Annotated in this window: 26 protein-coding genes; 1 reads left to right on the top strand and 25 read right to left on the bottom strand. The window is 30.0% G+C overall.

The window, feature by feature from the left end; all coding sequences use genetic code 11:
- Positions 1-25: 25 nt before the first annotated feature.
- From mngA to KIB46_RS01345, 3 genes are all read right to left on the bottom strand, one after another.
- Positions 26-1933, bottom strand: a complete 1908-nt coding sequence (gene mngA / locus KIB46_RS01335; RefSeq protein ID WP_291670194.1) for a PTS 2-O-a-mannosyl-D-glycerate transporter subunit IIABC — start codon at positions 1931-1933, stop codon at positions 26-28.
- Between the two features lie 136 nt (positions 1934-2069).
- Complete coding sequence (locus KIB46_RS01340; RefSeq protein WP_291670196.1) at positions 2070-2828, bottom strand: MurR/RpiR family transcriptional regulator; 759 nt, start codon at positions 2826-2828, stop codon at positions 2070-2072.
- Between the two features lie 116 nt (positions 2829-2944).
- Positions 2945-3463, bottom strand: a complete 519-nt coding sequence (locus KIB46_RS01345) for a hypothetical protein (protein ID WP_291670198.1) — start codon at positions 3461-3463, stop codon at positions 2945-2947.
- An 886-nt stretch (positions 3464-4349) separates the two neighbouring features.
- Here KIB46_RS01345 and KIB46_RS01350 point away from each other — a divergent pair.
- A complete protein-coding gene (locus tag KIB46_RS01350; RefSeq protein ID WP_291670200.1) occupies positions 4350-4643 on the top strand; it encodes a hypothetical protein in 294 nt (97 codons plus the stop codon).
- Positions 4644-4789: 146 nt separating this feature from the next.
- Here the strand turns inward: KIB46_RS01350 and KIB46_RS01355 are convergent, their stop codons facing one another.
- The 22 genes from KIB46_RS01355 to KIB46_RS01460 form a co-directional block, all read right to left on the bottom strand.
- Positions 4790-5599, bottom strand: a complete 810-nt coding sequence (locus KIB46_RS01355) for a hypothetical protein (RefSeq protein ID WP_291670202.1) — start codon at positions 5597-5599, stop codon at positions 4790-4792.
- 99 nt (positions 5600-5698) lie between these two features.
- On the bottom strand, positions 5699-6262 hold the full coding sequence (locus tag KIB46_RS01360) for a thiamine phosphate synthase (protein ID WP_291670204.1): 564 nt from the start codon (positions 6260-6262) through the stop codon (positions 5699-5701).
- Complete coding sequence (gene thiH, locus KIB46_RS01365) at positions 6255-7406, bottom strand: 2-iminoacetate synthase ThiH (protein ID WP_291670206.1); 1152 nt, start codon at positions 7404-7406, stop codon at positions 6255-6257. Before thiH ends, KIB46_RS01360 begins: the two co-directional genes overlap by 8 nt.
- 12 nt (positions 7407-7418) lie before the next feature.
- On the bottom strand, positions 7419-8195 hold the full coding sequence (locus KIB46_RS01370; RefSeq protein ID WP_291670208.1) for a thiazole synthase: 777 nt from the start codon (positions 8193-8195) through the stop codon (positions 7419-7421).
- Positions 8196-8200: 5 nt separating this feature from the next.
- Positions 8201-9010: a sulfur carrier protein ThiS adenylyltransferase ThiF gene (gene thiF, locus KIB46_RS01375; protein ID WP_291670210.1), complete on the bottom strand. Its 810-nt coding sequence runs from the start codon at positions 9008-9010 to the stop codon at positions 8201-8203.
- A gap of 2 nt (positions 9011-9012) precedes the next feature.
- Positions 9013-9210, bottom strand: coding sequence for a sulfur carrier protein ThiS (thiS, locus tag KIB46_RS01380; RefSeq protein WP_156563171.1), 198 nt, complete (start codon positions 9208-9210; stop codon positions 9013-9015).
- A gap of 132 nt (positions 9211-9342) precedes the next feature.
- The gene (locus KIB46_RS01385; RefSeq protein WP_156563172.1) at positions 9343-10854 is read right to left on the bottom strand and encodes a bifunctional UDP-sugar hydrolase/5'-nucleotidase; all 1512 of its coding nucleotides are present in this window, start codon (positions 10852-10854) and stop codon (positions 9343-9345) included.
- A 57-nt stretch (positions 10855-10911) separates the two neighbouring features.
- Entirely contained in the window at positions 10912-12177 is a 1266-nt protein-coding gene (locus KIB46_RS01390) for an ABC transporter substrate-binding protein (RefSeq protein WP_156563173.1), read from the bottom strand.
- Between the two features lie 18 nt (positions 12178-12195).
- Positions 12196-13491, bottom strand: a complete 1296-nt coding sequence (locus KIB46_RS01395) for an MBL fold metallo-hydrolase (RefSeq protein ID WP_291670219.1) — start codon at positions 13489-13491, stop codon at positions 12196-12198.
- Complete coding sequence (locus KIB46_RS01400) at positions 13475-14293, bottom strand: carbohydrate ABC transporter permease (RefSeq protein WP_291670220.1); 819 nt, start codon at positions 14291-14293, stop codon at positions 13475-13477. Before KIB46_RS01400 ends, KIB46_RS01395 begins: the two co-directional genes overlap by 17 nt.
- A gap of 8 nt (positions 14294-14301) precedes the next feature.
- Positions 14302-15183 carry a sugar ABC transporter permease gene (locus tag KIB46_RS01405; RefSeq protein WP_156563176.1) on the bottom strand — a complete coding sequence of 294 codons (882 nt, stop codon included), beginning with the start codon at positions 15181-15183 and terminating at the stop codon, positions 14302-14304.
- A gap of 1 nt (position 15184) precedes the next feature.
- Positions 15185-16255: an ABC transporter ATP-binding protein gene (locus tag KIB46_RS01410; protein ID WP_156563177.1), complete on the bottom strand. Its 1071-nt coding sequence runs from the start codon at positions 16253-16255 to the stop codon at positions 15185-15187.
- A 489-nt stretch (positions 16256-16744) separates the two neighbouring features.
- Positions 16745-17458, bottom strand: a complete 714-nt coding sequence (locus tag KIB46_RS01415) for a hypothetical protein (RefSeq protein ID WP_291670223.1) — start codon at positions 17456-17458, stop codon at positions 16745-16747.
- A complete protein-coding gene (locus tag KIB46_RS01420) occupies positions 17451-17912 on the bottom strand; it encodes a hypothetical protein (protein ID WP_291670225.1) in 462 nt (153 codons plus the stop codon). The genes KIB46_RS01415 and KIB46_RS01420 overlap by 8 nt, the downstream gene beginning before the upstream one ends.
- Before the next feature lie 113 nt (positions 17913-18025).
- Positions 18026-18436 carry a universal stress protein gene (locus KIB46_RS01425; protein WP_156563183.1) on the bottom strand — a complete coding sequence of 137 codons (411 nt, stop codon included), beginning with the start codon at positions 18434-18436 and terminating at the stop codon, positions 18026-18028.
- A 131-nt stretch (positions 18437-18567) separates the two neighbouring features.
- On the bottom strand, positions 18568-19257 hold the full coding sequence (locus tag KIB46_RS01430) for a hypothetical protein (protein ID WP_291670228.1): 690 nt from the start codon (positions 19255-19257) through the stop codon (positions 18568-18570).
- A gap of 1 nt (position 19258) precedes the next feature.
- A complete protein-coding gene (locus KIB46_RS01435; RefSeq protein WP_291670230.1) occupies positions 19259-19714 on the bottom strand; it encodes a LytTR family DNA-binding domain-containing protein in 456 nt (151 codons plus the stop codon).
- 209 nt (positions 19715-19923) lie between these two features.
- Positions 19924-20943 carry a hypothetical protein gene (locus KIB46_RS01440; RefSeq protein ID WP_291670232.1) on the bottom strand — a complete coding sequence of 340 codons (1020 nt, stop codon included), beginning with the start codon at positions 20941-20943 and terminating at the stop codon, positions 19924-19926.
- Between the two features lie 260 nt (positions 20944-21203).
- On the bottom strand, positions 21204-21671 hold the full coding sequence (locus tag KIB46_RS01445) for a PTS glucose transporter subunit IIA (protein ID WP_291670234.1): 468 nt from the start codon (positions 21669-21671) through the stop codon (positions 21204-21206).
- 5 nt (positions 21672-21676) lie between these two features.
- Positions 21677-22132 carry a hypothetical protein gene (locus tag KIB46_RS01450; RefSeq protein WP_291670236.1) on the bottom strand — a complete coding sequence of 152 codons (456 nt, stop codon included), beginning with the start codon at positions 22130-22132 and terminating at the stop codon, positions 21677-21679.
- 12 nt (positions 22133-22144) lie between these two features.
- Positions 22145-23470 (bottom strand): 6-phospho-alpha-glucosidase, encoded by a 1326-nt coding sequence (locus KIB46_RS01455; protein WP_291670238.1) that lies wholly within the window; start codon positions 23468-23470, stop codon positions 22145-22147.
- Positions 23471-23481: 11 nt separating this feature from the next.
- Positions 23482-25053: an alpha-glucoside-specific PTS transporter subunit IIBC gene (locus tag KIB46_RS01460; RefSeq protein ID WP_291670240.1), complete on the bottom strand. Its 1572-nt coding sequence runs from the start codon at positions 25051-25053 to the stop codon at positions 23482-23484.
- Positions 25054-25190: the final 137 nt, after the last annotated feature.

Raw genomic sequence — 25190 nt, forward strand, 5'->3', positions numbered from 1 at the left:
GAGAGGAAATTCCTCTCGCAAAATATTATTTTAAAAGTCCTTGCTTTTTAAGTTTCATTTTTCTTGTTATTACTAATAATATTGCTGATATAATTGCTCCAAGTATTGCTGCACCAAGCCATACAGCTATATTCATTAACATAGTTGAACCATCTTTAAGCATAAATATTGAGAATATACCTGCTCCTGGAACATCAAGTCCTATGTTAAACATTGCTACTAAAGCACCAGTTACTGCTGAACCTGCACATAATGAAGGAATTACTCTTAATGGGTCTTCTATCATAAATGGAATAGCACCTTCTGTAATACCTGCTAGTCCTAAAATCCAAGTTGACTTACCTATTTCTTGTTCTTCTTTATTGAAATACTTCTTAGCTAATAAAGTAGCAAATGTTACACCAAATGCTGAAACCATTTTTACTGATGCAAAAGCTGCATATGGCATTATAATTCCATCAGTCATTGCACCTACACAGAAAGTATAAGCTGCTTTATTAACAGGACCACCAAGGTCAAATGATACCATGATACCAAGTATTGCACCTAAAAGTGCTGCATTTGTTCCTCCCATAGAACCTAACCAATCAATTAATGTTTGGTTTAATGCTGCTACAGGTTTACCAACTACAAAGAACATAAGTGTTGAAACTAATAATGTACCAAATACAGGGTATACCCAGAAACTAACGAATCCTGCTAAAGTACCTTTTGCTGGTATATACTTCTTAAATAATTTAATTGCATAACCTGCTAGGAAACCTCCAAGCATACCACCTAGGAATCCACCGTTTATCATATTAGCTGCTATACCAGCTGCAAAACCTGGTGCTAAACCTGGCTTATCAGCAATTGAGTATGACATGTATGCAGATAATACAGGAACCATTATTGTTCCAAGTAAATTACCACCTAGCTTACGATACATCCAAATCCAAGAACCATCTGTTTCATATAGTTCTTGTAATCCAAAACCTTGAGATACTAATACCGCGAAAGCTAGAATCATACCTCCTGCAACTATTAAAGGAATTATATGAGATATACCTGTAAGAATTGACTTCTTAGCCTCTTCTCTAAATGAAACTTTTTCTTCATCATCAGAAGTTTCTACATATTCTCCTTTTCCTTTGTTTTCTGCTGCCTTAAGTGCCTTTTCTATAAGTCCCTTTGCATCCTTTAAAGGAGTAGCCACCTTAGCTCTTACTGTAGGCAAATGTGAATATCTTTCTTCATTTTTTACAGCTACATCCACTGCAAATATAGCAGCATCTGCATTTTTTAATTGTTCTTTTGTATGTCTATCTTCTATACCGTTAGCTCCTTGTTTTTCAACATAAACAGCTACTCCCATTTCTTTACCTGCATTAACTAAAGCTTCTGCAGCCATATAAGTATGTGCAATTCCTGCAGGACAAGCTGTTACAGCAACGATTGATTTTTTAAACTTACTTATATCTATATTTTCTTTTATAATTTCTTTATCTAAATTATTGTAAAGTTCTTTCTTGCTCTTTGAATTCTTAAGCAAATCTTTATAAGCTGGATTTGCTATTCTTGTAGCAAGCTCTGCTAATAGTTGAATATGAGTTGAACCTGCTTCTTCAGTTGGTATAGCTAATAAGAATACAATTTCAACTTCATTATTCTCATCTATACTTTCCCAGTCTTTCATAGGTTTATTTAGAATTGCTACTGCAAATGATGCTTCTTTTACAGAATTAGATTTTCCATGAGGAACAGCTAGTCCACCTTCAAAACCTGTAGGAGAAAGTTTTTCTCTTTCTAATACATCTTTAAAAAATGCTTCTTTAGATGTAATCTTTCCTTCTTCATATAATTTTTCAACTAAGTGCTTAATAACATCCTCTTTTTTGTTTAAATCTAGACCAATTGAAATAAGTTTCTCATTTGTTAGATTTCTTAAATTCATTTTTATTCCTCCCATTCATATTCAACAAATCCGATTTGCTCAACGTTTACAAACTTATATTATCAAAAAAAAACAAGAAGAATTGATTCTTCTTATTTTTACACAAATATTTTCTTTTCTTTAATACATTGTGTATTTATACACAATTATAATCTTTCCATAAAGCTTCATTTATGATTCTTATAATAAGCATTATTCCTACTCTATCTGGAGCATTATATTTATGTATCTCAACTCTAGGTGCCCAAAAGAAAATATTTATATCAGCAACATCCATAAGTGAATTCTTATTAAAATGAGTCATGCTAACTATACTTGCATTTCTTTCTTTTGCAATTTTGCACACATCTAATATCTGTTTGCTTTCACCACTTACACTTATAGCAATAAACAAATCCTTATCATCACAATTTTCTGCAGCATACATCATATCGTGTCTATGATTAAAATACTCAGCTTTTATTCCAATGCATCTTATATTCTTTGCAAACATCTCACAAAAATATATTGAATCCCCAATTCCTACGAAGTATACATTTTTAGCTTCTTTTATTTGGCTTACTAATTTATCAATTATTTTATTATCTAAAATATCTAAGGTTTTTTTAATTGTATCAGGAATTAGTTCTAGATTTTTAAATGTCTCTCCTTTTAATTCACCAGTCTTTCCTTCAAGCTCTGCACGTAATGAAAACTTTAAATCTGAAAAACCTTTATAACCTAGCTTCTTAGATAATCTTACTATAGTATTAGGTACAGTAAATAAATCTTCAGCTACTTTCTGAACAGACTGATTTACAAATCTATTATAATCTTCTCGTATATAATCTACTACTTGATCATCTGTATCCGTTAATCTTAACTCATTTAATAAAACTCTCTCCTCAAAGTTCATGACTCCACTCCTATTTTTTCTCTTGTTCAATACTTTGAGGATAGCATTTTTACTTAGCTTTCGCAAGGTCCACGGATATTCATATATTTATTTCTTTATATATTTAAAACAATACATTATCTATTTTTTAAGGTCTCTATCCATTTACTAAAATACTTTCTATGTTGGTTCTCTACCCATTGAGAAACTAAAAGATAAGTTCTTCCATAAGCTTTTATTGGAGTCTTGTAGTATCTACCATATCCTCTTTCATCTCTCTTAGCCTTATCAACCTCTTCTTCACTTGCATCATTACTTATTTCTTTTAATACAGGATAATTAGAATTTAGGGCCTTTTTAGAATATTTCTTATCCTTTAGCCTTTCTACTTCTTCAAAAGGTATTAATTCTTTTTCTATAAGATCAAATAAGGTGTCTTTAATATATTTTCCTATTTTTTTCTCTTCCTTGCCCTCTACTACATCCTTTACTTTAGTTTCTTTTGTTTCTTTTGCTTCTTCAATTGGTACTAATGCATACTTTGGTTCGTAATCAACTATTAAGTATATATTACTGCATTTATTTATTAACTCTCTTATTCTCTCTGGTTCTTTAAAATCTCCTAATGAAATAAATTGCTTTTCAAATGAATACATAAAACTTTTCTCCTTAAAATTATTCTTATAGCTTATGTATATGTTTGTTTTGTAAGATTTATGGATATTTGTTTTGTTTGTTCCGTGGCAGGGTTCATGTATATTTATTTTGTTTGTTCCGTCGCAAGCTCCAAGTCACACCAAAATAAATATACATTTCCCTCCGTACTGAAGGTAAGGAAATTATAAAATTATTATCTTTGTTCTTATAATTTTTTTATTTTAAAATATCATCATAACTCTGAATTGTACCAAATGAGAATTTTATATTTTCCTTTTTCATAGCAATCTCAATCTCAATCTCAAAGAAAACTCTCTAAGGCAGCCTTTTTGCTGCATATTTATATATTTTTATATTTGTTTCTTTATGTATTTATATATTTAAAACAATACATCCATATGGAATTATAATCCATAAATCATTTATAATATAATTATAAGGTGTGATAGATATTTATTTTGCTCGTTCCGTCGCGGGGTTCATGTATATTTATTTTGTTTGTTCCGTCGCGGGCTCCAAGTCACATCAAAACAAATATCCACCCCACTCCTACTAAAGGTAAGGAAATTATATTTTTTTATCATTAACTTTATAAATTGTAATAATAACTTTAATTTATAGCTAATTAAAATTTTATATTTTTCAGCGCACTCTGGCTTTTGGAAATGCATGTGAGCAAAAGAACTTGTTTAACGAAAGGGGAATAATTATTTGAAAAAGAAAATTGCATATATAATATTATTTATAATTTTAATTTGTGAACTTATTACTTATAAATATCAATATTACTTTATAAATTCTTCTTATTACTTGTTTATTAATTCAATTATATTTCTAATATTTCTTAAATTAGTAAATAATAAGACCTTTACCAAAGTGGGTGTTATGTTAATAATACTAACGATTCTTTGTACTGTAATTCTGAATAATCCTACATATAATTATCTTATACAAAATGATAAGTTAAATTCTTCACTAATTGTAACAGAAACTTCATCATTTAATGGTAAATTTCAGTATAGCTTTTTTGAAAAACATTTTCATTTTCTTAAAAAGCCCATACCAAAAGCTTATTTTGTGTCATCATATAAAATTGATATGGATAAGGATATTCAGTGGTTAGATAAAAATACAATTCAAATTAAATCTATTCCAGATTTAACACTAAACTTAAACTAAACTTCCATAGCATTAAGCTACCTAACTAAAATTCTATGTTTATATTCTAAAAGTAAAAGGTTGAAGAAAACTTCAACCTTTTATTAGCTTTATGCTCTTTAAACAACAACATATTCCCTGTTGTTGTTTTTTATGTGTTAGTCCCTTTATATATCCATATATTTATTGTAAAACTCTTTATATACTCTATATTTGTTGGTGTTTTTAGTATGCTCTAATGCTTTTGTTGAAAGCTCCTTCCAATCTAAAGAATAGACATTTTTTAAATCCTTTACCTCATTCATTTCTTGGGCTAAATTCTCATTATCATAAGGATACAAGAAAACCACATAATCTTTATCCCCTTTTATATATGAAACATTTCTATATAGTTGATAATTGAAATAGAACTTGTCCTTATCATTAACTAATTCTTTTAAATGCATACTTTCATCTAACTGCTTCATATAAACATCAGTAAATTTATGTTCATACTTTTCAGGTAGCTTATTAGTTTCCTTACTTTTACTGATTTTTCCAAAGCCTTGTTCAGTATATTTAACTTCAAAATATATTTTTTCTCCTGTTATAAGCTCTATAAAGAAATCAAAGGTTGTCCCATCCTTTCCTTTTGGATCTCCATATTCAAATTTTGAAAATATTATCTTTGTGTGATCTGGAATATTAATATTTAGAGTATCTTTTAAAATATCAATTAGTAAATTGTCTTTCATTATTGGCTCAAAAAAGTTTATACACATAATTTGAGATGAATTTAAATGGTGCGAATACATGTGATAATGTATATCTTTAGGCTGATTAACTCCTAAAAGAAAATTTAATGGCCTAAATCCACTTGGTAATATATGTCCATATTCCTTATTTTGATAAAGTCCATTTTTTACACAACCTAAGGAGTTTAACTTGTACTCCTTTAAATGATTTAATACTTTTTCTTTATAATCTTGATATCTCATAAAAGCCCCTCTTTCTTAAAGCATAATTCTTTCTCCACTTATATCATAGCACTTTTTGTAAACGAAATCATTACTTATTAAAAAAGGTGGAGTGGATATTTATTTTGCTTCTGCCTTCATAAGAGAAGACATTAAACAGGCACCCTTAGCCCCTGCTTCTTTAACTAAATTTATATTATATTTTGAAATTCCACCTATAGCATAAACAGGTATATTCACAGCTCTACAGATATTCTCTAAAAAACTTACCCCCCTTGGTTCTAAGTCCTTTTTACAATCTGTTTGAAATATATGACCTGCTGTAATATAAGTTGCTCCAAGGGCTACTGCTCTTTCCCCTTCCTCTAGTGAATGAATAGATACTCCTACCTTTTCAAAATTCCTTACTTCATTATGATGTTTTTCTAACATTGGAAGGGATAGATGAATTTTGCTTTGGCCTAACCTTTTAGCTACACCTACAAAGTTATGAAGAATACACTCCTTATTGTACTTTTCACATATTCTAAGGACATTCTTAGCTAAATTATAATACTCCTCTTCACTAAGATCCTTTTCCCTTAAAATAATTGAATCCACCTCTGATTTTGCCAAAGCTTCAAGTTTTTCTAAAAAATCAATATGGCATAACTTCCTATTAGTAACAGCAATTATCTTAAACATATAAATAATCACTCATTACAGGCTGTAGACCTTTTTCAACTATTGCTTTATAAACCTCATCTACAGTACGCCCATCTGATATTTCAAATTGTTCATCACCCTTATTTTCTCCTGTGTGACCTCCAATTCCAACATCAACCCCAGCAGAAATCTTAGTTGCTGCAATATCTATAATATTATCTCTAAACCTTGCACACTCCCTACTTGAAATTGTTATATTTGCTGAAGGAATAAGCAATCTATAGGCAGCTATTATTTGTAATAATTGAGGCTCATGTACATCTTTAGGGTTAATTTTATCATTATTAATTATTGGACGTAACCTTGGACATGAAAAAGCAATTTCAGCATGAGGATACTTTCTTTGAAGCATATATGCATGCATTCCTGTTGCAAAGGCATCCTTTCTAAAATCATCTAGCCCTAAAAGTGCTGCAAAACCTACTCCCCTTATTCCACCCATTATTGCACGTTCTTGTGCATTGAATCTATAAGGGAATATTCTCTTATGACCTTCTAAATGTAGAGTTTCATACTTATCAGAATTATAAGTTTCTTGGAATACAGTAACAAAATCTGCACCACATTCATGAAGATAAGCATAATCCTCAGAGTTCATTGGATAAACCTCAAGACCTATTACCTTAAAGTACTTACGTGCTATTTTGCAAGCCTCTCCTATATATTTAACATCAGACATACTTGGACTTTCACCAGTTAAAATTAAGATTTCTTCAAGTCCTGTATCTGCAATTATTTTCATTTCATTTTCTATTTCTTCTGCATTTAACTTAGCACGATGAATCTTATTGTAACAGTTGAAACCACAGTAAATACAGTAATTCTCACAATAATTAGATATATACAGAGGAGTAAACATATATATTGAATTTCCAAAGTGCTTCTTTGTTTCTATTTGTGCTTTTATTGCCATTTCCTCTAAAAATGGAAAAGCAGCTGGAGATAGCAATGCCTTAAAATCATCTAAATTAATACTATCCTTATTTAAAGCTCTTTTTACATCCCCTTCAGTATAAGAATCATAGTCATAAGAGTTCATTTCAGATATTACCTTATTAAAAATATCATGTTCTATTATTTCCATTCCAAGGGTATATTCCATATGATTTGTTCTTTCTCTCATGTTAATCCCCTCCTACTTTTCTAAAAATCCTGTTAATGGAGATGAAGCAGAAGCACCCTTATGTAAAACACGTCCAAGGCCTGCTATGTATGCTTCACGTCCTGCCTCAATTGCTTTCTTAAAGCTTTGTGCCATTAATGGTATTTTGCCTGAAGTTGCTATTGCAGTATTAGCCATAATTGCATCTACCCCTAATTCCATAGCTTCACAAGCTTGAGAAGGTGAACCTATTCCAGCATCAACTATTATAGGTAAATCTATTTCTTCTACTAAAATTTTAATAAATTCCTTTGTACATAATCCCTTATTTGAACCAATTGGTGCTGCAAGTGGCATTATTGCAGAAGCTCCAGCATTCATTAAATCCCTTGCTACATTTAAATCTGGATACATATAAGGCATAACTACAAAGCCGTCTTTAGCTAAAATCTCTGTAGCCTTTATTGTTTCATAATTATCTGGAAGCAGGTATCTACTATCTCTTATAACTTCAATCTTTACAAAATCTCCACAACCTAGCTCCCTTGCAAGCCTTGCTATTCTTACTGCTTCTTCAGCATTTCTTGCACCAGATGTATTAGGTAATAAAGTTACCCCCTTAGGAATATAGTCTAAAATATTTTCTTTTCCACCATTATTAACACGTCTTAAGGCAAGAGTTATTATTTCTGCACCAGCATTTTCAACAGCTGCTTTAATTAAATCAAGAGAATACTTACCTGAACCTAAAATAAATCTTGAATTAAACTCATGTCCACCTATAATTAATTTATCATCTCTATTTTCCATTTAACTTACACATCCTTTTCCTCTAAAATTAATCTTAAAATCATATTAGCCTGATGGCCAGCACATATAGTTACACGTGGTGCCATTAAGCCTCTACCAATCCTTGCTGATGTTTCTCCATCTCCACAAAGATAAAAATCATTGGTTATTTTTCTTGTTTTTATTGTGTTACTACTTTCAAATCCAGCCATACCAGAGGATGCAACAACCTTTTTTCCTGGGAAATATTGTAAGATACTATTAACTAACAAAGCTTTTCCCTCTGGATTATCAAAGGCCTCACATACTATATCATCATCTTTAAAAAGACTTTCTAAATTTTCTTCTGTTACCTTAACCCTATCTACTATTACTTCCACAAAAGGGTTTATTTCTGATATTTCCTTCTTTAAAGCCTCTGTTTTAAACATTCCTAAATGAGATATTTTATACTGCTGCCTATTTAAATTGCTGGGTTCAACTACATCAAAATCAATTAAATGTAAGGTTCCAACTCCAGTTCTAGCTAAACTTATTGCTATATTAGATCCCAAACCTCCAAGGCCTGCAACTGCTACCCTTGATTTCTTTACTTTTTCATGAACCTTTGGAGTATGTCTTGCACAAAGCATATGCTCAAAAACTTCTTTTGAAGGAAGCTTTCCCTTCTCAATAAATGTTACTTCACTATTTTCATGTAATTCTACATCATCATTTGTAGCAAAGCCTTCAATTATTGTTACTATATTATCCTTGCTTCCATAATACTCTCTTTTTAGTTCATAAAGAGTTTTACAATTAGTATCTATAGCTTGTCCATTTAATACTATTTTCATCTTTAGCCCCCTCCTACAAAGGTTACAACTTCTAAGGTATCATTTTCTTTTAAAATAATACTTTGATAATCCTTTTTTCTTGCTATTGCTCCATTTAATTCAACAGCAATTCTAGTAATTTCATATCCTTCATTACATAGGAATTCATTTAATGTCTTACCTTCATATCCATTAATAATTTCACCATTTACCTTAATCATCTTATCCCTCCTTTTTTAAAATAAAAAAAGGTATCACGAAGAAATGACACCCTTGGTGGTGTCCCCCTTCGTGATACCTTAATCACTCTGTTAATATAATAACACATTTTGCATTCTATGTAAATATATCCATTATTTAATTATGTAATTACTTTCCTCTATCGCTTTTACAGTATGATGCTTTTCAAAGTAATCTATTATAAGTTCACTCATCTCTTTTGTAATTTCCTTTACTACCTCTGCCCCTTCATAAGATGGGTAAATTGAAGTATTAGTTGCACGATAGTTATTCATAACCACTGTATAATATTTATCTAAATCTATTTCTTTTCCATCTTTCTTTATAGAAACAACTCTATCATAGAAATCTCTTGATAAATCTATTTCATAAGTTAATCCCCCAAAAGTGTCATAGTTGTAATTTTGCACCTTTGGAACTAAAAACTCTTCATTTATTTCTACCTTACCATCATTAACAACAAAATAAGTAGCGCTCTTTTCCATTGCTTCCTTAAACTTATCACCTCTTACCTTAAGAACCATCATTGTATTAGGGTAAGGGTAGTTAATTAGTACATCTCTAATAGAAACATTTCTTTTAAAACCAATAGCACTATCAAATAGTGATAAAACAGAGAAATCAGCACCTGATTCTTCTAATTGCACTTGATGTAAGAAGTTTATAAAAGGATGCCCTTTTAATCTTCCTTCAAATATATCATCCATTAAAATATCCTTATCAAACTCCCCAATTTCCTTATCTAAGTACTCTTGAAGTTCCCCTTCTACCTTTGTAAAAAGACTTTCTAAGTCTGGATTAATATCATCAGTTAATTTACTAACATCCACTAATTCAAAGGTAGTTTCTTTTGTTTCTGTATCAAAAATTATCTTAGTAAAGTTTTGACCATTATTTAAAGGTTGAGTACAAACTACTCCCTTAATTTTAGTAGCAAAGGATCTGTGTTGATGTCCACTTAAAATCATATTTATAGAGTCATAAGTTTCTAATAACTCGCTTCCTTGATTTTCTTTATTTAACTTCTCAGTAGGAGTCATATTCTCATCTAAACTCTTTTCAAATCCACCATGATAACAAACAATAATATAATCTGCTTTTTCTTTTAGCTCTTTTTCATATTTTCCATACATCTCAACAGGATTTAAGAATTTAATTCCCGCAATGTTTTTTTCTTGTTCCCAGTTTGGTATAAAGGAGGTTGTAAGACCTATACACCCTATTTTAAATCCATTAAAATCAAATATTTTATATGGTTTTGACTTAAAGGCTAATCCTTCAATATTAGCATTAATAACTTTTTCTGAAATAGGAGTATAAGCTTTAGTTAAATAATCTAACCCATAGTTAAATTCATGATTACCAAGGACATAGGCATCATAACCTATTTTTTCTAAACATTGAACTATAGGGTTCACCTCAGGATTCTTCTTTGATAAATAATGAGTTAGGGAAGAACCTTGAACTAAGTCTCCGCAATCTATAGTTAATGAAGCATCATAATTTTTCTTATCCTTTAATATATAGCTTCCTATTTTAAGTATTCCTAATTGCTTTTCAGTTACATAATTAGTTGGATAAACAAATCCATGTAAATCGCTTGTTTGATATATAGCAATCTTCATAAAAAACCTCCTATTTACAAAAGGGCTGTATCTCTATTGATACAGCCCTAAATTATTTTATTCCCAGATTGATTTTAAAGTAGTCTTAAATCCTTCTAGAGTCTTAGTTACATCAGCCTTATCTGGTTCAGCTAATACACTTTCCATTACTGTACCTGCTTCACGGTATGCAGCATCTGCACCTGAAACAACTGGATTAGTGTAAAGATTCTTAGTTGCATCTGAAAGTATTGGAGCTATTAAGCTTCCTGAATTTTTGTATTCTTCAGAATCAATAGCACTTTGTCTTGCAGGCATATATCCAGTTTGAGAAGCCCAAGTAATTTGGTTTTCTTTAGTTGTTAAGAACTTTAAGAACATGTATGCTGCAGTCTTTTGTTCAGCTGTAGCACTTGAGAATACATATAAATCTGTTCCTTGTTGTAATGAAGCGTTTGTTGGGTATGGTGCAGCTCCTACTTCAAACTTGTCACCAACACCTTGTTTAACAAAGTTTTCACCAGCATTTGAACCAACGTACATAGCTACAGTTCCATTACCAAAAGGTCCTGATAAATAGTTGTCTGTTCCTGCAATTCTGAAGTAACCTTCTTTAACACCTTCTAAGTAGTAGTTAACAGCCTTAGCTGATGCTTCATCTGTTACATCAAAGTTTGCATCAAAAGTCTTTCCTTCTGACTTTAAGAAAGTTGTATAGTAGTTGTTTAATGAATCAAATCCTGCACCAGCTATACCCTTCTTTTCTTTGATAGTCTTAGCAACTTGAACTAATTCATCGTAAGTTGTTGGAACCTTTAATCCTAGTTCATCAAGTAAAGTTTTGTTGTACCATAAAACTTCTGTAGACTTGTTAAAAGGCATTCCATAGATTTTTCCATCAATTTTAACTGCTTCTCTAAAGCTTGGTAATATGTCTTCATAGTTATCAAACTTTAAAGTTTCATTTTCAATATATGGAGTTAAATCTTCAACTAAGTTATCCTTTATTGGGTTGAACATCCAGTCAGGATAAGCTTGAGTCATTGTTGGTAAATCCTTAGGACTTGCAACTGTTGCAGTTATCTTTTGTTGTAAATCCTTATAACTTGATTGGTTTTGTAAAGTTACCTTTATGTTTGGATTTTCTGCCATAAACTTATCTGTTAAGCTTGTAAGAGTTTTTTCTAAATCTCCATTCATGGCATGCCAGAAAGTAATTTCCACTGGCTCTTTAATTTCAGTTACTATATCTGCGCTTGATGTGTCATTTCCTTTTGATCCACATCCAACCATAGCAGCAGACATAAATACTAGACCTAAAGCTAATAATCTTTTAAATTTCATGGTCTTCCCTCCGCATACTTATATTGTTTGTTTTTTCTCTGGTAATAGTCTATCGCCGTTTTCATTATAAAGTTTCTCTGGACGATATGAATGTATAGGCACTAAAAGCTTAGGCTTAATTAAGTTAATTATCTTAATTAAGTCATTTGGATGAGCATGACCACTACAAGAAGTTCTTACAAATTCAATTTTGTGTGATTCAATATTGTTTATGAACTTCTCATAAGCTGGATCAAAATCACCTAATGGAACAGCATTAGAGTGAATATAAATTCCACCTTCCTTAAGTTTATCTATATGTTCTAAGGCAAGAGTATCTAATTGCCAGAAGAAAGCACCTTGGTCATTTAAAAGGGTATCAAAATCAATTTTATAAGCTTCATCTAATCCATAATCTTTATCATCTAATTGATAGTAGTATGATTGATATCCAGTTGCTTCTTTAACTACATAAGAATAATAAGCATCTAAAACAACCTTTCTTGGATTAGTTTCTATTATGTTTTTAATTCTTTCAATATTAGAAATATAATAATTGAAAGTTATTTGTTTGTCTGGATTGTTCTTAACAATTTCATTAATCTTATCTAATAATTCTGGTTCATTAGATATTTCTCTATCACTTACATCTTCATCAAACTCTTGGAATGATACTGAAACACCTTCAATTAAAAGAACATCACAGCCTTCACTTTCCTTACAGAAGTTTAATGTATCATTTTCTCTATATCCATGTAATCTAATATCACCAGTATAAGATATAACTAAATCAGGAGTTTTTATAAGTAAACCTGAGGCTCCATAAGCATCATGGTCAACAGGCATTACCTTTACTTCAATGTCTCCTACTCTTATTACTTCATTTTCTTTAACACCAATTATGTCTCTTGTGTTCTTTCCTTCTTTAACATGAAGAGGGAATAAGAAATCATCATTAATATTTAAAGTGTTTAATAAAGACTTTGTTCCTTCTAATGTATATAAAGGAATTGAAGGATTTAAATAGTTAACTATCTTTGAATGATCTAAGTGAACATGTGATAGGAATACTGCTGTATTCTTAAAACTATCTTCCTTTGATTCATATCCCTTTAAAGGAATTCTTGGATCATACATATTATTTAAATAAGGAACTAACCCTTCATCTAATAATCCTTGTAAGTCTGTTGGTTGCACTGGTGCCTTTGGGTTATATTCACTACCAAAGTCAAAGAAGATATGACTATCTTCATATGCAATTTCTATAATTGTTCCACCTATAGTTAAAATACCATTGTGGAAGGTAATCTTCGTTTTCTTATCCTTTAACGCCACTCTTAACAACTCCTCTGATAATCTGCTTTCTAAATATTAAATATAAAATTAATATTGGAACTATAGCTATAGTTGAAGCAGCCATTTGTAATTGAACATTTGTACCACTTTCAGTAGTAAAGGCACTTAACCCATTACTTAATAATCTCATTTCCTTACTATTTGTAACTAATATTGGCCATAAGAATGAATTCCAACCACTTATAAAACTTAAAATTGACATTGTAAATATAGCTGGCTTACCTAATGGAACTAAAATTCTTCTTATAAATTCTAAGTCTCCACATCCATCTACCTTTGCTGCCTTATAATAAGATATTGGAATGCTAGTTAAATACTCTTTTAAATAGAATATATAAAATACGCTTGCAAGTGATGGAACTATTAAAGCTGTATATGTATTTAATAATCCAAATTGTGCAATTGTTTGATAATTTGTAAATACTGTAACTTCGTATGGAACCATTAATAAAGCTGCCATACATAGAACTAAAACATTTTTAAATCTAAATTCTAACTTAACTAAAGCAAAAGATGCTAATATAGAAGTTAAAACTGTACCTATTGTTGATACTCCTGCAACTAAAATTGTATTAAAGAAATATCTAACAAAAGGCGCTTGTTTCATTGCTTCTGAGAAGTTACCCCAGTTGAACTTTTCAGGAATCAATGTTGGTGGTATACTTGTTGCCTCTTGGTATGTCATGAAACTTGCTAGAATCATATATACAAAAGGGAACAACGTGATTAATGCCATTATAAGAATGAATGTTTTTGACAAAACTGAATTAAACTTTTTCATCTCTTCACCTACTTAGATATTCTTTTTAATATACGATTTTGAATTAATGTAAACAATAGAATTAGTATAAATAAGATAACTGCTGCTGCCATACCTTGACCATATCTATTTTCTACATAGAACTTATTAAAGATATAGAATACTGCTGTAGTTGCACTATCTGCTATACCTGCTTTTCCATTGAATACAGAGTATACCTGTGCATATACCTTAAATGCATTAATGAAGTTAACCATTAATAAGAATGTAATAATTGGTATCATTTGAGGTAAAGTTATTCTGAAAAATTGTTGCATCTTAGTTGCTCCAAACATGTCTGCAACCTTGTAATAACTATCATCAATATTTCTTAAACCTGAAAGAAGTATTATTATATTAAATGCAAGTCCTGACCATATACCAAATATAATTAATGTAATCATACTCATTGATGGATCATCTAAGAAATTAAATGGTCCTACATTAAATAATCCTAATATATAGTTAACGAATCCATACTCTCCATTTAATAAATATCTAAATACAACCCCTACCGCTATAACACTTGTTAAATAAGGTATAAAGAAAATTGTTTCAAATATATCTTTATGCTTAATCTTTTCATATATTGTAACTGCAATAAACATTGAAATAATTAATCCAACTGGTACAACAACAAAGGCATAAAGGGATGTATTACCTATTGCTGTATGGAATTTTGGATCTGTTAATACTACTTCAAAATTCTTAAATCCATTAAACTCTAAGTTATTTAATGTACCTTTTTGTAAGGACATTATAAATGTTCTGATTAATGGGAATACGCTAAATACTCCTATTACTATTAATGCAGGCAGTAAGAAAAACCATGCCTGTGGTGAATTCTCGGCTCTATACTTTAACTTTCTCATTTTAATACACTCTAACTCCATTCTCTTGGAATATGTATATACTATTGTAGTCAATTTCAAATCCTAACTCATCACCTTGAGATACATTACGAGTAATATCAGTAATTGACTTAGCATGAATATCATTAGCATTGAAATTTACTATACAATCTTTCCCTATTAATTCTACTGATTCAACCTTAGCCTTGAATAATGGATTTTCACTTAATTCAAAGTACTCTGGTCTAATTCCTACAAAGTACTTACTTTCATTTAATTCACCCTTGAATCTATCTTTCTTTAGTAAACTTAAATCAATTGTAAAATCTTTTGATTTAAGAGCATTACCTTCCTTCTCCATTTCAAAGATGTTTATAATTGGGTTACCCATGAACTTTGCAACAAAAAGATTTGATGGTTCTAAGTAAAGATTTTGAGGTACATCAAATTGTTGTACTATACCTTCATTCATTAACACTATTCTGTCACTTATTGATAAAGCTTCTTCTTGGTCATGTGTAACAAATACAGTTGTTATACCAATTTCCTTTACAAGTCTTCTGATTTCTTCTCTAATCTTTAATCTTAATCTTGCATCTAGATTACTTAATGGTTCATCTAGTAAAAGAATCTTAGGATTTTGAACTAGCGCTCTTGTAATAGCAACTCTTTGTTGTTGTCCACCAGACATTTCCCCTGGCTTTTTGTTAGCAAGCTCTTCTATACTTGTTATCTTCATATATTTTCTTGCGATTTCTTCAGCCTCTTTTTTAGGCATCTTTTTATTTCCAACTGTAAGAGGGAACATAACATTTTCTAAAACAGTCATATGTGGATATAATGCATAGTTTTGGAATACTAAGCCTATATTTCTATCCTTAGGATGCTTATCAATAACTGATTCATTGTCAAACTTGATATCTCCATCTGTTGGATCTAATAATCCAGCTAATAAATTAAGAATTGTAGTTTTACCACAACCACTTGGTCCTAATAAACAAATAAGTTCACCGTCGTTAATTTCGAGATTAATGCTTTTTAAAGCTTCATAACCGTTGTTATAAACTTTTTTTAGATTTTCAATCTGTATCATGTTTCACCTCTAGTAATTTTTAGTTTTCTTTAAGCCTACTGAGTTTTCTTAGTAGACTTATTAAATATCACAAAAACTTGTTACCGAATTGTAACAGTCCTATTCATAATATACTAAATTCAGCATACTTTTACAAGATTATCTCTATTATTTTAACACTTTATAATTATTATTTAACTAATTAATAATATTAATACAGTTTTTCCGATAAATGAACACTTCTTTTAATAAATTTATAATTTTTCAATAATTCAAATAGCACATATAGATATTATTTTACAAATAATTCTTGTCTGTATACTATATATTGATTAATTAGTATACACTAATTAATCACCTCCTCTTATTTTTTATACTTTTTATAACCATTATTATATGAAATTATATTTTTTAAATTCAAAAACAAAAAGAAACTAAAATCAAACTTAATTTTAGTTTCTTGGAAAAATAATATATTCATATTTTATTTACATTTAGGACTTTCTGACATTATTTATTTAATTTTTCTTTATATGTTTCATACCAGTCTGTATTCCATCCTTTTTCATAGCATAACTTATACAATTCTTCCTCATCATTTACTCCCTCTTGAGTAATTATGAAATGAGTATCTTTATTTACAATTAATCCATTCCACATCATTTCTGCAAGCTCTGGAAACATTGCAACACTTCTAATATGGGAAAACTCAGCCTTTTTCTTATCTAAAGGAGCATTAGTTAACTCATCATCTTTTAACTTATAGCTCCTTATTCTTTTATTTTTAAGCTTTTTAACCCTCTGTTCCATTAAATTTTTGGTCTTTAACCTTAATAACTGTATCTCATCACACTCATTTATTTCATTTAATATATCCATTACTAATGATAAATATCTGTTTTTAGGATTTTCTTCCCTTCTTTTTTCAACTATAGATATAATGCTTGACCATAATACATATTCTTCACCTTCATAGGTTGTCTTATATTTTTTATCAATAGTTTCTAATAAATACCTTGCATCCACTTTTGTCTTTACCCTTAATACGGTATGAAGGGTTGAACAATTTATCCAAATAAGCCCTCTACTATCTGGTTTACCACGATTTATTGCATTAATAATCTTTTTAACAGTTGTTTTATCTAATTCCTTTGCTCTTTGAGGAATCTTATAGTTTATATCTTTTATATCAGAATTAAACACTATCAAACTATTATTATTCATTATTTACCATCTTATTATAAATGCTTGTTAATTCTGCCATTGCCTCTTCAGCTCCATCCACTTTGCATACATCAGGATGAATTTTTTTTGCTATTTCCTTATACCATTCCTTTGCTAAATCCTTGTTTATATAATGAGCTTTATATATTTTAAGCTTCTCCATTCTAGAGGAACCTTGAAGTTCTAGTAGATAAAATATATATTTACACCCTTCATTTTTAAAGAATCTTTCTTGGCTGCCCTCCTCTGCCCCATAAAATTCATTGAACATTTTCTTTAAGTTTTGAATTTTATTATATTGGCCCTTCCAGCTGTTACTGCCCATTTTTATAAACCCTTTTAAATCTTTTAATCCTGTTACCTTCTTTATATCCTTATTAATTTCTCTTTTTACATCTGTTAACTTTCCTATAGATTTTAATTCATCTATAGTATTTGCCTCATACCATTTCATATATATTACCCCCCTCATTAATATATATGAAGTGATATTAACTATTTTTCATATTTATTTCTTCATATTAATGATATCGGCCTAGAATATTTATTATCTTGATTTTATATTTTTTATTCTGGTACTATCATAACAACACATTTAGCTCCTTTTACCACATGTGTTGTTGTTGATCCTATCATTCTTATTAATGCACTTTTAGTTGACTTAGTCATTATTATTACATTGGTTTTATCTTCTTTTGCTTTCTTTAATATTTCATCTCCTGCATATCCAAAGGTAAAGTATGTTGATATGGAATATCCCTGCATTCTTTCAGCTGCTTTATTAAGTATCTGTTGGCCAATTTCCTGAGCATCCTTCAGCTCTTCAGCTACTGCCATACCATTAATAAAAACTAACTCTTTAACATTCATTAGGGTAATGTGAACTGAATCCTTAGGAAATATACCTTTAATAAAATCTAGAGAATGCATACTCCTTTCAGTTCCATCAACAGGTATTAAAACTCTCTTCATTTCCATAAATATCTCTCCCTTCAAAATATTATCTGTGTAAATATATAATTCTACAGTGTTATAGAAAATCCCTTTTAAAATTTGAGCTTTACATAGAAAAAACTACCCCTAATTTCTTAGAAGTAGCTCAATTACCTTTAAATATAAATTATTTCTACACCAGAGAAACTAACATTTCCTACTAAGGTTAAGACATTTTCTCCTTTGCCTATTCCTTTATTCTTTTCATCTATTCCCCCCAAAGATATATTAGCATTGCTAACAACAGTCCATGATTTAGGAACATATAATTCTACCCCAGCAAAGTTAACATCTAACCTTACAATAGCTTTTCCACCATTTAGCTTTGCATTATCAAAATATACTGTACTACCACCAAAAGTACATTTTATATCTACTTGTTCTAATGAATCTGAATTTACATATTTAACACTACCAGAAAATAAAGTTTCTAATTTGATATGGCTATCATCTTCTACATCAATAACATTGCAGTCATAATCATGTTTTCTACCATACCACTTCTTTTTCTTAGGAAATATAATTGATAACCCTATGCTTCCTAATGTTGCAGCAATTAATACTGTCCATGGAGTTATTGCAGTAATTCCAAGCTGATCATCAAAAAGTATTCCTATAAATGCTAATGGAAATAAAATACCTGCAAAATTCATCTTAAATATACTTTTAATAATAATTGCAACTAAAAATACTGTACCAACTAAACTAAACAAATTAACACCTGAAAAGTATCCAAGCTTACTAACAATTAATGCTATTGCAGCTATTACAAGAAATAGCCCCCAAAAAACTCTTTCCTTTTTCATTTTATCTCCTCATTTCTAACAACTTAATTTTTAATGGTTTATAATAATATCTTGAAACATAAACCTTTTTATGTGTGTTCTTAAATTCAACAAGACTTGAGGATGTAAGATTTCTAGTTATGGAATAAATATAATTTACATTTAGTATTGTTGATTTGGAAACCCTCATAAAATTATTAGGCAATATTTCTTCTAGCTCATAAAGCTTATATTTAACCTCATAAACATTATTTAATGTGTGTGCACTAATACTTGTTTCTTCTGTTTCAAAAAACAATATTTCATCTAAAGATATATAAAACTGTGTGCTATCTTTATAGAATATTATTCTATTCTTTTTAGATAAAGCATCTTTAATTGCACCTTGAAGATTTTGTATATCTTCATTTAAATTAGCACATCTTATGATAACTTCATCATCTTGAATATTTTCATCAACTTCAATCCTTATTTTCATCTCCTCACACTCCACAATATAAATTATAACTTATGGTACCTTTTTGTAAACAAAAGTAAAACAAGTGGTAATTTTTCAAAAGTAAGTGGTAAGTTTTTTACTCTAAATAAAAAAACTACCTCTAATTTTAGAAGTAGTTTATATTTCTAAGTTGCTTTATAATCTATATTAGCTAACTTTGCTTGTTTACCAATTAACTATTGAAATAATTACATAAGTAATTTTTTTGCCTTATCTACAGGTAAATCCATTGCTTTTGCAACAATCTCTATGTCTACACCTAATTCTAACATTTTCTTTGCATACTGAATTTTACCTTTTTCAATTCCTTGTTCAATTCCCTTCTCAATTCCCTTTTCTATTCCTCTTGCCATTCCCTTTTCAATTCCCTTTTCTATTCCTTTTTCCATTGCTTTTCTTGCAACTTCAGGATCATATAAGGTTTTTATCATTCTAGTTGCCTCCTCTATTAAGGTTTCATCATCTATATAATTATCTTTAAAATATTCTACCAAGCTCTTTATTGCAATTAACATTTTTTCGTAATCTTCAAATTCTATAACATCCTTATTTAACAGTTCCGTTGATTCACTTCCAATTTTCCATGATAAATCCAATATTTCCTTTGAAAAGTACTTTATCTTATTAACATCATTACCTCTCTTTGCTTTAGCAATTTCCTTTCTTAACAAAAATATTTGTAATGGTATCAAAGGATACATTTTATTTTTAATTAGCATTTCATCATTATACTCCCAATATTTCATTATAGGAACTGTATATTTAAATTCATTTCCATCAGGTAAAATAATTATAGCCTCCAGACTATCTTTTATACAACTATTCTCCTCAATAAAAATAACTCGCTGTTTGGGAAATGTCATCACTACCCCAAAATCATCACTTTCAATACTTTCAAGGGACTTTTTAAAGCCATATTCAAACATTCTAATTACCATTGAATTATCATTTTTTGTTTGAAACTCAATATGAAAGTTAATACTTTTTTCTACTCCTAAATCTTCAATTTCAAAAAAAATATCTCCATGAATATCTTCAAGGCTATAGCTTATAAATTCATTATTAGACTTCCTTATTTTAACCTTATCTAATAGTAAATTTTCATCAAAAATAGAGTTCAACATACTTAATAAAACTCTATCAGATGTTGAAAACAAAAGTTTAAGTATTTGGTCTAGTTTTACTGATTCCTTAGTTTTTATGGTCATGGTAAACCTACTTTCTTACATTATAGTTGCTAGTACTAGACTTTATCAATATGTTAATTTGCAAATAACTCTATTAGTATTATTTCCATTTAATTCATTCCTATGCAAACATTTGTTCTTTTTTAAAGGTTGGATGAAGAAAAACAACCCTTCAAGGAACTAATTATAACTTTTTCAACTAGTCTATAGTTCGAATTTATAAGATAAAGAAAAAACTTCAGGACTTAATGCCCTGAAGTTTTTTCTATCATAACTAATATCTAATATTGTACTATAACTGATTCACCGGCTATTACATCTTCATCAATACATGCCTTTTTGATTTCAACATCATTTGTAATTATAAGCATAATTGTAGAATCAATATTATTTTCTTTAAGCAATTTAGCATCAAATTCTATTAGAGGGGTATTTACATTAACTTCTTCATCAACCTTAATTAAAAGCTTAAAGCCTTCTCCATTTAGCTTAACTGAATCTAATCCTATATGAATTAAAAGTTCCAATCCATCTTCAGAAAGTATACTTAAGGCATGTTTACTTGCCTCCATTATCATAGTAACCTTACCTTTAGCAGGTGATACAACAGTAGTTGAAGTAGGGATAATTGCAATTCCATCCCCCATCATTTTAGATGAAAACACATCATCATTTACACTTTCTAATGGTATGCACTTTCCATTACAAATAGCTTTTAAATCTTTTTTCTTCTTAAATATATTAAACATTTCTATCACCCATTTAATCTAACTCTTACTATTGTAGTTAATAAACCAACTAAGAATAAGAATGCTAGTAATCCATATTCAACTTTATACTTTTTCATATTTACTTTTTCTAAAGAAAACATTCCTTTCCCATAGCTTTTAAATCCATGCATCCCTAATAATGCTGCGCAGATAATATTTCCATATACAAATGATATTATTGCTAATCCAGAAATAAGATTTTTACTTTCTCTACCCTTTTCTATTTTACTAGTTAGTAAATAACAGAAAGGAAATGTCATAAGTATAATAAACCATACTATTGTCATAGGATCCTGTAATAAGGCTTTTAAATCTATTCTTCCTATGAAAAATGATATAAACATTATTACTACAAAAGGTATTAATATGAATATATATTTTGCTATTGTTAATGGATTAAACATTGGTAATCTTCTTAAAATATTTTGGAAAACTAGCATATTCTTCACTCCTTATTTAAGTTCTGGCCAAAACTCTTTATTAACTTCTATTAAATCATCTAAAATCTTTTTTGCTACCTTTGAGCTTGGTACTGTTTTAGATAGTGTAATAGCTTGCCATAATTTTTGATAGCTTCCTTCTATCCAAGCTTCAACTGTTAACTTTTCTACTCCAAGTTGTTGCTCCATTAGAGCTTTTTGGAAGATTGGAAGTTCACCCATACATAATGGTTCTGGACCATTCTTTCCTACTAAGCATGGAATTTCTACCATGGCATCCTTTGGATAATTTGGAATAGCTCCATTATTTTCAACAATTAGAAGCATTCTTTCATGAGTATTATAGGCTATAGCACAAGCTAAATCTACTATATAAGTTGCATGCTCATCTACATGTAAATCAAAGCCTTCACAAGTTCCTACCTTTACAATTTCCTTGCAATTAGTAAATACAGTCTTTTCTCTTCCTTCCATAACCTCATTTGCTCTTGTATGATTCTTATCAGAATGAGCTACTACCTCATCACCAAGTAAGTAATACTTTAAATATGTGTTAGGAATATGTGTTGGATCTACTGCTAAAAGATCCTTAGCCATTTTATAAGTTGCTACCCAACTATCATCTACATGTTGTACGCCTTCCCCTTGTATATAAAATCCATTTTCAGCTACATACTCTCTTATCTTTGGCATTAAATCATTACCTTCTTTATCTGTAACCTTTGACCACCATCCAAAGTGATTTAATCCATAGTAGTGAACATCCATTTCCTTACTTGAATTAAGTCCTGCAATTTTAGCCATATTAGCCTCAATCGAGATTGGCATATCACAAATATTTAAAATTCTAGAATTAGGTCTTAATCTTCTACATGCCTCTGCAACAATAGCTGCTGGATTAGAGTAGTTTAATAACCATGCATTTGGAGAATACTTTTCCATATAATCAATTAACTCAATAATTGGTCCTATAGATCTCATTCCATATGCAATTCCACCTGGCCCACAAGTTTCTTGCCCTACTACATCATACTTTAAAGGGATTTTTTCATCCATTTCTCTTAAAGCATACTTCCCAACTCTAATATGAGCCATTACAAAATCTATGTCAGTAAAAGCCACCTCTGGATCAATAGTATATTCAAACTCTACTTCAGGTGCTTTTTCTGCAATTATAACTTCACATGCCTTAGCAATTATTTCTTGTCTTTCTTTATCATTATCATAAAACTTAATCTTTCTTATAGGAAAACGATGCATGTTTTCTAATAACATTAATACTATTCCTGGGGTATATGTACTTCCCCCTCCTGCAATTACTATTGAAAATTTATTCATTTTTCTGCCTCCTACCCTAACAATTTCTCGAATTCATCTCTAACTTTTGGTACTTTTAATCCTACTATTACTTGTATTGCTTTTCCGTTTTGTACAAGTCCATGAGCTCCATGTGATTTAAACATATCTAACGAAGCTAACTTACTTTCATCTATAACTGATACTCTCAATCTAGTTGCACAATTAGTTACATCAGCTATATTGTCTTTGCCTCCTAAGTCTTCTAAGAATAATTCTGCCTTAATAGCTGATTCATCCTTAACATCACTTAATTTTCCTTTTACCTTATTTTCATAATCTTCTTTTGAATATAATTTAGTTTCTGTATCATCATCTTCTCTACCTGGAGTCTTTAAATTAAACTTTAAGATTAAGAATCTAAACACTAAAAAGTAAATAACTGTAAAAGAGAATCCTATAATTATTTGAATGATATAAGTTGAAGCATGATACTTAAATAATGGAATCCAGTTTAAAGCTGCAGCTTCAATTAACCCTGAGTCAAAAGTGCCTGTAACTCCAAATACATAGCAAAGTGTAGACATTGTTGCTGCTAACACTGAGTGAACAACAAATAATACTGGTGCTACGAATAAGAATGTAAACTCAAGTGGCTCAGTTATTCCTGCAAATATTGCTGTTAAAGTTATAGGAATCAGTAAGCCAGCTACTATTTTCTTCTTTTCCTTCTTTGCTGTTGTATAGAAAGCTCCAGCTATTCCTAAAGGAGCAAATATTTTTGACATTCCATATAAAGCAAATCCCATTGGATACATTTCTTTTAAGCTCTGACTTGATGTTGCAAACTCTGGTAGATGTGTTGCCCAATATGCTGTATATCCCCCTTCAACAATTGCATTATCATAAGCAAATGGAGAGTAAACAAAGTGATGTAATCCTGTTGGAATAAGAATTCTTTCAAGGAAAGTAAATATCCAAACCCCAAATACGCCAGACTCAACAAAAAATACTTGCATATTCATCATTATAGATTGAACCTTAGGCCATACTAGAGCGAAGATTCCTGCTATTGGAATCATTACTATAAAACCAATCATTACTACAAAAGCAGCGCCCCCAAAGATTCCTAAGAATTCAGGTAATTCTTTATCAAAATACTTATTATGTAAATAAACAACTATTGCGGAAATTATAATTGCGCCAATCATTCCTGTATCAAGAGTTTTAATTCCTGCTATCATGGCTAAACCACTTGTACCACCAACCTCAGCTGCCATATCAACACCTAAGCTTGGTCCCCAAAGATTTAATACTGCTGATAACATATAGTTAAATGTTAAATATGTTACTAGTGCTTCCATACAAGCCCTAGCATTTTGTTTCTTAGCTAGTCCTATTGGTAAACCAATAACAAATAGAAGTGGTAATTGGTTAAATACTGTCCAAGCTCCTTCTTGCACTATGTACCAAAACTTATACCATAACCCTTCTGTTGAAGCTAAGCTACCCATAATATCAGGATTCATAAATAAAATTGAAAATCCTACTGATATACCTGCAAAAGCAAATAACAGAACAGGGGCAAACATAGCACCACCAAAACGCTGAATCTTTTCTTTCATTGTCTCAACTCCCTAAAAATTATGTTCAAGATATCTTGTACACTAATAATAAACAATTATAAAATCGATTACAATAGTTTTACCCCCTTTAGGAACTCCTCTTCACACATAGGAATTCTTCACATTTTCTGTGAATA

Origin of the sequence: Clostridium sp., from assembly GCF_018372875.1 — a bacterium.
GTDB lineage: Bacteria > Bacillota > Clostridia > Clostridiales > Clostridiaceae > Clostridium.

Bases quoted from the DNA above. Each gene is read 5' to 3' on its own strand.
- mngA (WP_291670194.1), bottom strand. From the start codon at position 1,933: ATGAATTTAAGAAATCTAACAAATGAGAAACTTATTTCAATTGGTCTA.
- KIB46_RS01355 (WP_291670202.1), bottom strand. From the start codon at position 5,599: ATGAGATATCAAGATTATAAAGAAAAAGTATTAAATCATTTAAAGGAG.
- KIB46_RS01345 (WP_291670198.1), bottom strand. From the start codon at position 3,463: ATGTATTCATTTGAAAAGCAATTTATTTCATTAGGAGATTTTAAAGAA.
- thiH (WP_291670206.1), bottom strand. From the start codon at position 7,406: ATGAGAGAAAGAACAAATCATATGGAATATACCCTTGGAATGGAAATA.
- KIB46_RS01340 (WP_291670196.1), bottom strand. From the start codon at position 2,828: ATGAACTTTGAGGAGAGAGTTTTATTAAATGAGTTAAGATTAACGGAT.
- KIB46_RS01440 (WP_291670232.1), bottom strand. From the start codon at position 20,943: ATGACCATAAAAACTAAGGAATCAGTAAAACTAGACCAAATACTTAAA.
- KIB46_RS01370 (WP_291670208.1), bottom strand. From the start codon at position 8,195: ATGGAAAATAGAGATGATAAATTAATTATAGGTGGACATGAGTTTAAT.
- thiS (WP_156563171.1), bottom strand. From the start codon at position 9,210: ATGATTAAGGTAAATGGTGAAATTATTAATGGATATGAAGGTAAGACA.
- KIB46_RS01425 (WP_156563183.1), bottom strand. From the start codon at position 18,436: ATGGAAATGAAGAGAGTTTTAATACCTGTTGATGGAACTGAAAGGAGT.
- KIB46_RS01405 (WP_156563176.1), bottom strand. From the start codon at position 15,183: ATGAGAAAGTTAAAGTATAGAGCCGAGAATTCACCACAGGCATGGTTT.
- KIB46_RS01350 (WP_291670200.1), top strand. From the start codon at position 4,350: ATGTTAATAATACTAACGATTCTTTGTACTGTAATTCTGAATAATCCT.
- KIB46_RS01445 (WP_291670234.1), bottom strand. From the start codon at position 21,671: ATGTTTAATATATTTAAGAAGAAAAAAGATTTAAAAGCTATTTGTAAT.
- KIB46_RS01455 (WP_291670238.1), bottom strand. From the start codon at position 23,470: ATGAATAAATTTTCAATAGTAATTGCAGGAGGGGGAAGTACATATACC.
- thiF (WP_291670210.1), bottom strand. From the start codon at position 9,010: ATGAAAATAGTATTAAATGGACAAGCTATAGATACTAATTGTAAAACT.
- KIB46_RS01450 (WP_291670236.1), bottom strand. From the start codon at position 22,132: ATGCTAGTTTTCCAAAATATTTTAAGAAGATTACCAATGTTTAATCCA.
- KIB46_RS01410 (WP_156563177.1), bottom strand. From the start codon at position 16,255: ATGATACAGATTGAAAATCTAAAAAAAGTTTATAACAACGGTTATGAA.
- KIB46_RS01360 (WP_291670204.1), bottom strand. From the start codon at position 6,262: ATGTTTAAGATAATTGCTGTTACTAATAGGAAGTTATGCCATATTGAT.
- KIB46_RS01430 (WP_291670228.1), bottom strand. From the start codon at position 19,257: ATGAAAAAGGAAAGAGTTTTTTGGGGGCTATTTCTTGTAATAGCTGCA.
- KIB46_RS01460 (WP_291670240.1), bottom strand. From the start codon at position 25,053: ATGAAAGAAAAGATTCAGCGTTTTGGTGGTGCTATGTTTGCCCCTGTT.
- KIB46_RS01415 (WP_291670223.1), bottom strand. From the start codon at position 17,458: ATGAATAATAATAGTTTGATAGTGTTTAATTCTGATATAAAAGATATA.
- KIB46_RS01435 (WP_291670230.1), bottom strand. From the start codon at position 19,714: ATGAAAATAAGGATTGAAGTTGATGAAAATATTCAAGATGATGAAGTT.
- KIB46_RS01400 (WP_291670220.1), bottom strand. From the start codon at position 14,293: ATGAAAAAGTTTAATTCAGTTTTGTCAAAAACATTCATTCTTATAATG.
- KIB46_RS01420 (WP_291670225.1), bottom strand. From the start codon at position 17,912: ATGAAATGGTATGAGGCAAATACTATAGATGAATTAAAATCTATAGGA.
- KIB46_RS01390 (WP_156563173.1), bottom strand. From the start codon at position 12,177: ATGAAATTTAAAAGATTATTAGCTTTAGGTCTAGTATTTATGTCTGCT.
- KIB46_RS01385 (WP_156563172.1), bottom strand. From the start codon at position 10,854: ATGAAGATTGCTATATATCAAACAAGCGATTTACATGGATTTGTTTAT.